The organism is Sulfuricaulis sp. (assembly GCF_049587675.1).
In the GTDB taxonomy this organism is placed as follows: Bacteria; Pseudomonadota; Gammaproteobacteria; order Acidiferrobacterales; family Sulfurifustaceae; genus Sulfuricaulis.
The window spans coordinates 1-5771 of sequence record NZ_JBAVEJ010000004.1 but is presented as its reverse complement, the minus strand read 5'-3'; the positions used below and the strand labels follow the sequence as shown (position 1 = coordinate 5771).

Sequence of the window (5771 nt, the reverse complement as noted above, 5' to 3'; positions counted from 1 at the left end):
GGCGTGGGAGGCGCGGCGGCGCGGCCCGGCGCCAGGGTTTGGAAGATCGGATCGAGGCAGGCAGCCACGTCCCGCTCGCCACCGATCATGAGGCAGTAGCCGCGTTCGCGTCCCCAGACCCCGCCGCTGGTGCCGACGTCCACATAGTGGATGCCCCGGCTGGCAAGCGCCCGGGTGCGGCGGACGTCGTCCTTGTAATAAGTATTGCCGCCGTCGACGATGATGTCACCGGATTCCATGATCTCTCCCAGCGCCTCGACGGTTTGTTCCGTGATCTCGCCGGCCGGCACCATGATCCAGGCGACACGCGGCTTGGCGAGTTTACCGATGAATTCCGGGAGCGATCCGCAGCCGACGGCGCCTTCGGCGGCCAGGCGCGCGACGTTACCGGGATCCCGGTCGAACACGACACAATCGTGTCCGCCGGCCATCAGGCGCCACGCCATGTTGGCGCCCATTCTTCCCAATCCGATCATGCCGAGCTGCATGACGTATCCTCCTTGCCAGGAACGGTTTCATGCGACGGGTCCCTATCGGCGAAGGAATGAACTTCGCCAGCGCCATTCCTGCGCGCGCCTCTCAGGGAAGGCATCGCGCCGTTTTCCAGCGGCTTGCTGCCCAGGATCTGGAGGACAGAAAGCCAGCCGCGATCGAAAGCATCCGCGGAACCGCCCATGTATATCCGCCAGACGCGGTATTTGTCCTCGCCCATCAGCCTCATGTTGTTTCCCTCCGATTAAGGTCGGGGCCGATGCCCCGAAAAAGGTAATGCCGACAACCGTTGTGCACCTCCAATCCGTCGGCTCTCGTAATTGGATTCGGCGTTGAGCGCGTTGCGCTCGACCAAACGGTGCAGGGCGCAGCGTACTCGCGCTCCAAAGACAAGTGGTCAGCAAAAGGTTGGCCTTTGGTCTAATCAGGTCGCGAATGAAGAACAGCGGGATGCAGGTGGTCAGGTTGTCCCTATCCGAGTTGGCGACCGACCGCCAGAATATGTCGAGTCCAAATCGGGACCGCGTGGAAGCGCCTGCGCCGGCGCTGTGGACAATCGCGCGCGACGCCCAGGCGGGCAGAACCAAGCCCGGCATGTGCTGGAGCACGGTGGAAACGCCCCGTTGAGGGGGCCGACGCATTCGCGCTCGCGGCGGATTGGGTGGGCGCGCAACGCCGCAGGCGGGCGATACGCTGACTGCGGCGCTCCAGGTGGCGTGTAATCAAAGCGCGATTCGCAGGGAATTCAAGGAATACACGCAAGTCCGCACAGCTCAAGGAAGGCACCGCTGCGCATGTTTGCCAGCAGACTAGCGCAGTCTCACGGCGTCGCCACAACCGCTGGATACCCGTGCCAGACCGATAACAATCCCGAATCCGGACGAGTTCGAAACCATTTCCGAACTACTTTCCTGCGCGCCTAGCGCAAGGTTGCTCTCGGATTAACTGGAGCACACGCGCTGATGAGGCAGATCGACACCAAGCGTGCCGCCGAGAGCCAAGGCGCGCGCCGGGCGAGCGCGCATCTTCCGGAGGAAACGTCATGACCGAGACGACTACTTTGCGCGACCTACCCGCATGGACGGCGCTCGACGCGCACGCGCGCGAGGTGCGCGGATGGCACCTGCGCGGCCTGTTCCGCGACGATCCGCAGCGCGGCAAGCGCATGGTCCTCGAGGCGGCGGGCATCTACCTCGATTACTCGAAGAACCTCGTCACCGATCAAACACTCGCGCTGCTGGTGCGGCTCGCCGGGGAGGCACGGCTTCCCGCGCGGATTGACGCCATGTTTCGTGGCGACGAGATCAACGTCTCGGAACGACGCGCCGTCCTGCATGCGGCGCTGCGTGCGCCGCGTGGAACAGCCATCTTTCATCAAGGGCGGAATGTGGTGCCCGACGTGCACGCGGTGCTTGACCGCATGGCCGATCTCAGCAACCGAGTTCGCGCGGGTGAGTGGAGGGGAGCGACCGGCCGACACATCCGCAACGTCGTTAATATCGGCATTGGCGGATCGGACCTCGGTCCGGTCATGGCTTACGAGGCGCTCAAGGCGTACAGCGACCGCTCCATGACGTTCCGCTTCGTCTCGAACGTCGATGACACGGATTTCGTCGAGGTCGTGCGCGACCTCGATGCCGCGGAGACGCTCTTCATCGTTTCGTCCAAGACGTTCACCACGCTCGAGACGATGACCAATGCCCGCACCGCCAGGGAATGGCTGCTCGCGCGGTTAGGCGGCGACGCGTCGGCGATCGCGCGCCATTTCGTCGCCGTCTCGACAAATGCGCAGGAAGTCGCGAAGTTCGGCATCGACACCGCGAACATGTTCGGCTTCTGGGACTGGGTCGGCGGACGCTACTCGATGGATTCCGCCATCGGTCTCTCGACGATGATCGCGATTGGCCCCGAGCATTTCCGCGCGATGCTGGACGGTTTCCACGCGATCGACGAGCACTTCCGCACGGCGCCGCTCGAGCGCAACCTGCCGGCGCTCCTGGGGCTGCTCACGGTCTGGTACACGAATTTCTTCGACGCGCAGACGGTCGCGGTACTGCCCTACGAGCAATATCTCAAACGCTTCCCGGCCTACTTGCAGCAGCTCGCCATGGAGAGCAATGGCAAGCACGTCACGCGCGACGGCCGGACGGTCGATTACGCGACCGGACCGATCTATTGGGGCGAGCCGGGCACCAACGGCCAGCACTCGTTTTATCAGATGATTCACCAAGGCACGCAACTCGTTCCGTGCGACTTCATCGCTTTCGCGCAGCCGTTGAATCCAGTCGGCAACCATCACGACATCCTGCTGGCCAACGTTTTCGCGCAGGCCGCAGCGCTCGCGTTCGGAAAGTCCGAAGAGGAGGTGCGTGCGGAGCAGACGCCCGACTGGCTCGTGCCGCACCGCGTTTTCGAGGGCAACCGCCCTTCGAACCTGTTGCTTCTCGACCGGCTCACGCCGGCCGCGCTCGGCAAGCTCGTCGCGGTTTACGAGCACAACGTTTTCACCGCCGGTTCGATCTGGAACATCAACCCCTTCGATCAATGGGGCGTGGAGCTCGGCAAGGCGCTCGCGCAACGCATCCTTCCGGAGCTCGACAGCCGCGCCGAACCCGCGCTCGCGCACGACAGCTCCACCAATGCGCTGATCCGGCGCTATCGTGCACGGAAACGATAAAGGACCTGAATCCGGACGTGGTCAAAGCCTTTCCCAACCGCTCGACTTTCAAAAATCCAATAGTAGGCATTCGCGCACGTATCCTGTGGCGGCTTGGCGGTTCACGGCAATAAAATCAAGCCTCCAGCGCGACGTCCACGAGCGTTTGAGCCTCCGCCTGGATGCGCTTCAGGTGCTCGGGCCCGAGAAAGCTCTCGGCATACAGCTTGTACACCGCTTCGGTTCCCGACGGACGCGCGGCAAACCAGCCGTTCGGGGTGATCACCTTGACGCCGCCGATCGCGTTGCCGTCCCCCGGCGCATTCGTGAGGACGGCTTCGATGCGCTCGCCGGCGAGCGTCGAGGTGCGCACGTCGGTGGGGGTGAGCTTCGCCAGGCGCGCCTTTTGTTCCCGATCGGCCGGCGCGTCCGTGCGTTCGTATAACGGCGCGCCGTGCTCGCGCACGATCGCCTGATACAGCTCGCCGGGGTCGCGCCCAGTGGTGGCGCGCATCTCGGCGGCGAGCAGACCGAGGAGCAATCCGTCTTTATCCGTTGTCCAAACGGTGCCGTCCTTTCGCAAGAACGAAGCGCCGGCGCTCTCTTCGCCGGCGAAGGCGAGGTTGCCCGCGTGCAGGCCGTGAACGAACCATTTGAAACCGACGGGCACTTCCACGAGTCGGCGCCCGCGGGCGGCCACCACGCGATCGATCAGGCTCGAGCTGACCACGGTCTTGCCGATCGCGGCGGCCACGGGCCAGCCGGGACGGTGGGTGCACAAGTAGTCGATCGCCACGGCCAAGTAGTGGTTCGGGTTGAGCAGGCCGGACGAGGGTGCGACGATGCCGTGGCGGTCGTGGTCGGTGTCGTTGCCGAACGCGATGTCGAAGCGTTTGGCGAGCGCGATCAGGCCGGCCATTGCGTAGGGTGACGAGCAGTCCATGCGAATGCGCCCGTCCCAATCGAGAGGCATGAAGCGAAACGTCGGATCGACGTTCGCGTTGACGACCTCGATGTCGAGGCCGTAGCGCTCGGCGATTGGAGTCCAATACGCCACGCCCGCCCCGCCCAAGGGATCGGCGCCGACGCGCAGGCGCGCGTCGCGGATTGCGTCCATGTCGAGCACGTATGCGAGATCGGCGGTGTAGGCGCTGACATAGTCGTGAGAGTGCGTTGTCGCCGCCCGCCGCGCGTGCGCGATGGGCAGGCGCTTGATGTCTTTCGGGGCCTGAGCGAGCAGGCGGTTCGCGGTCTTCTCGATCTCGGCCGAGACCGCGGTTTCCGACGGCCCGCCGTGCGGCGGGTTGTACTTGATCCCTCCATCCTCCGGAGGATTGTGCGAAGGCGTGATGACGACGCCGTCGGCAAAGCCGGTCGCGCGACCGCGGTTGTAGGCGAGGATGGCGTGCGACACCGCGGGCGTCGGCGTGTAGCCGCCATCGTGCGCGATCATTGTCTCGACGCCGTTGCCCGCCAGTACCTCGAGCGCCGTGACGAACGCCGGCTCCGAAAGCGCGTGCGTGTCCATGCCGAGAAAGAGCGGGCCGTTGATGTCCTGCTTCTTGCGATAGTCGCAGATCGCCTGGGTCACCGCGAAGATGTGCGCCTCGTTGAACGATCTATTGAGCGCGGAACCGCGATGGCCCGATGTGCCGAACGTCACGCGCTGCGCCGGGTCGGAGGCGTCGGGGCGCTCGCTGAAGTAGGCGGTGATGAGGCGAGGAATGTTCACGAGCATCGCGGGTGGCGCGTGCTGGCCGGCGAGCGGATGGATGGACATCGAGTGTGCTCCTTGATGGCGCGTTGCGTCGTTTAAATGCGATTGCTCACCGTAACATTCAGTGCGCCTCCAGGACAACGACACTGCGGGACTGAGCGACGTACTCGCTACGCGCCGGCTCGTTTTGCCGGTCTGGCGGCACGATGTCCTGTGGCGAGGGAAGCGCGGTGTCGAGGGCCAGCCGCCATTGGCAACCCTCGATCTGCGGGGCACCGACGGTGCGTGGCTCGTCCGACATATTGAGAATCACGTGCAACGGTTTCTCGCCGGCGCTCGCCCCGGCCAGCGTGAACGCGAGCAGCCGGGCGGTGCCGTTGTGCCACGGTGGCTGGTTGAGGCGTTCGCCATGCCAGACGATATCGGGCACCGCCGCGCCGGGCGCCGGGCGACCGGTAAGAAAGCGCGGCCGGCGCAGGCTCGGATGGCGCTTGCGCAGCGCGATCAGCTCGCGCGTATAGCGCAGCATGTCGCCACGGGCCTCGATCAGGCCCCAGTCGAACCACGACATCTCGTTGTCCTGGCAGTAGGCGTTGTTGTTGCCGAGCTGGCTGCGCAGCACCTCGTCGCCGGCGAGGATCATCGGCACGCCCTGGCTCAGGAACAGGATGGCCATGAAATTCTTCGCCTGGCGCTCGCGCAGCGCGAGGATCGCGCTATCGTCGGTCGCGCCCACGGCGCCGCTGTTCCAGGAAAGGTTGTCGTTGTTGCCGTCGCGGTTGTCCTCGCCGTTCGCTTCGTTGTGCTTGCCGTTGTAACTCACGAGGTCGTAGAGCGTGAAGCCGTCGTGGCAGGTAATGTAGTTGACGCTTCGGAGCGGCGTGCGGCTGGCGTACAGATCTTGCG

General features: G+C 64.8%; 5 protein-coding genes. 1 reads left to right on the top strand and 4 read right to left on the bottom strand.

Going from position 1 to position 5771, the window contains the following annotated elements; all coding sequences use genetic code 11:
• Together WB402_RS00090 and WB402_RS00085 are read right to left on the bottom strand one after the other, a co-directional pair.
• On the bottom strand, positions 1-488 hold a 488-nt coding region (locus WB402_RS00090), incomplete at its 3' end, for an NAD(P)-binding domain-containing protein (protein ID WP_424204571.1).
• The gene (locus WB402_RS00085) at positions 473-721 is read right to left on the bottom strand and encodes a hypothetical protein (protein WP_424204570.1); all 249 of its coding nucleotides are present in this window, start codon (positions 719-721) and stop codon (positions 473-475) included. The genes WB402_RS00085 and WB402_RS00090, both read right to left, overlap by 16 nt.
• An 813-nt stretch (positions 722-1534) precedes the next feature.
• Here WB402_RS00085 and pgi point away from each other — a divergent pair.
• Positions 1535-3169, top strand: coding sequence for a glucose-6-phosphate isomerase (gene pgi / locus WB402_RS00080; protein WP_424204569.1), 1635 nt, complete (start codon positions 1535-1537; stop codon positions 3167-3169).
• Positions 3170-3284: 115 nt separating this feature from the next.
• On the opposite strand, the gene pgm is transcribed toward pgi, so the two are convergent.
• Positions 3285-4928, bottom strand: a complete 1644-nt coding sequence (pgm, locus tag WB402_RS00075; RefSeq protein WP_424204568.1) for a phosphoglucomutase (alpha-D-glucose-1,6-bisphosphate-dependent) — start codon at positions 4926-4928, stop codon at positions 3285-3287.
• 58 nt (positions 4929-4986) lie between these two features.
• Positions 4987-5771, bottom strand: a 785-nt coding sequence (locus tag WB402_RS00070; RefSeq protein WP_424204566.1) for a DUF3459 domain-containing protein, incomplete at its 5' end; no start/stop codon positions are given.